1 protein-coding gene is annotated in these 1,421 nt (G+C 72.7%); it reads left to right on the forward strand.

Translation table 11 applies throughout. The annotated features are described in order from the left end of the window. Positions 1 to 1,421, forward strand: a 1,421-nt coding sequence (locus ACFZAT_RS33325) for a condensation domain-containing protein (protein WP_391269696.1), incomplete at both ends; no start/stop codon positions are given.

The following is a 1,421-nucleotide window of genomic DNA, read 5'->3' on the forward strand; positions in this document are numbered from 1 at the left end:
GTCCTCGACCGCCTCCCCCTCACCCCCAACGGCAAGATCGACCGACGCGCCCTCCCCGAACCGGCCGCCGTCGTCTCCGAGGGCCGCGCCCCGCGGAGTCAGCTCGAAGAGGTCACGGTCGCCCTGTTCAGCAAGGTGCTGGGCACGCCGGGGCCGGTGGGTGTCGAGGACAGCTTCTTCGCCCATGGCGGGCACTCGCTGCTGGCGGCCCGCCTCACCAACCACCTCGCCGACGTGCTGGGCATCCGGCTGACCATCCGGGACGTGTTCCAGCACCCGACGCCCGCGCGCCTCGCCCAGCACATCGCCACCCTCGACGGCCGGCCCGCGCTCCCGCCGCTCACCGCCGGGGCCTGGTCCGGCGACGGCGACGCGCCCGTGTCCTTCGCCCAGCGCCGGCTGTGGCTGATGGCCGAGCTGGACGGCGGCAGCGCCGCGTACAACGTGCCGATGGCGATGCGGCTCACCGGTCCGCTGGACGCCGGTGTGCTCGACGCGGCGCTGCGTGACGTGGTCGTACGCCACACCCCCCTGCGGACCGTGTTCGCGACGGTCGACGGCGAACCGCGCCAGCACGTCGTACCGGCCGCGGACGCCCAGGTGCCGGTCGAGCGCCGCATGGTGACCTCCGGTGAGCTGGACCGCGCCATGGCCGGGGCCGCGCGCCATGTCTTCGACCTCCGGACCGAACTCCCCGTCCGGGCAACCCTGTTCGAGGTGGACGACGACTCCTGGGTGTTCCTGCTCCTGGTCCACCACGTCGCGACGGACGGCCGGTCCACCGGTGTGCTGTTCGATGACCTTTCCCGGGCCTACGAGGCGCGGAGCGCGGGTGCGACCGCGAGTGTCCTGGAACCGCTGCCGGTGCGGTACACGGACTACGCGGTCTGGCAGCAGCGGGCGCTCGGCGCCGCCGACGACGCGGACAGCGTGCTCTCCCAGGAGCTGGCGTTCTGGCACAAGACGCTGGAAGGGCTCCCCGAGGAGCACGCCCTCAATCTGGACCGCCCGCGTCCCGCACGGGCCTCGCACCGGGGTGGCCAGCTCGAAGTCACCTTCGGGGACGACCTGTTCGGGCGCATCGGTGAGCTGGCCCGCGCCGAGGCCTCCACGCCCTTCATGGTCGTCCACGCCGCACTCGCCGCAACGCTCACCCGACTGGGCGCGGGCACCGACCTGGCCATCGGCTCACCCGTCGCCGGGCGCACCGACGAAGCACTGAACGATCTCGTCGGCTTCTTCGTCAACACCCTGGTCCTGCGCACCCACACCGACGGCAACCCCACCTTCCGCGAGATGCTGGAACGCGTCCGCACCGCCGACCTCGACGCCTTCGCCCACCAGGACGCGCCCTTCGACCTCGTCCTCGACGCCCTCAACCCCACCCGCACACTCGCCCGCCACCCCCTCTTCCAGATCTG

The sequence above is a fragment of the Streptomyces sp. NPDC008163 genome (genome assembly GCF_042956885.1).
Classification (GTDB): Bacteria; Actinomycetota; Actinomycetes; order Streptomycetales; family Streptomycetaceae; genus Streptomyces; species Streptomyces drozdowiczii_A.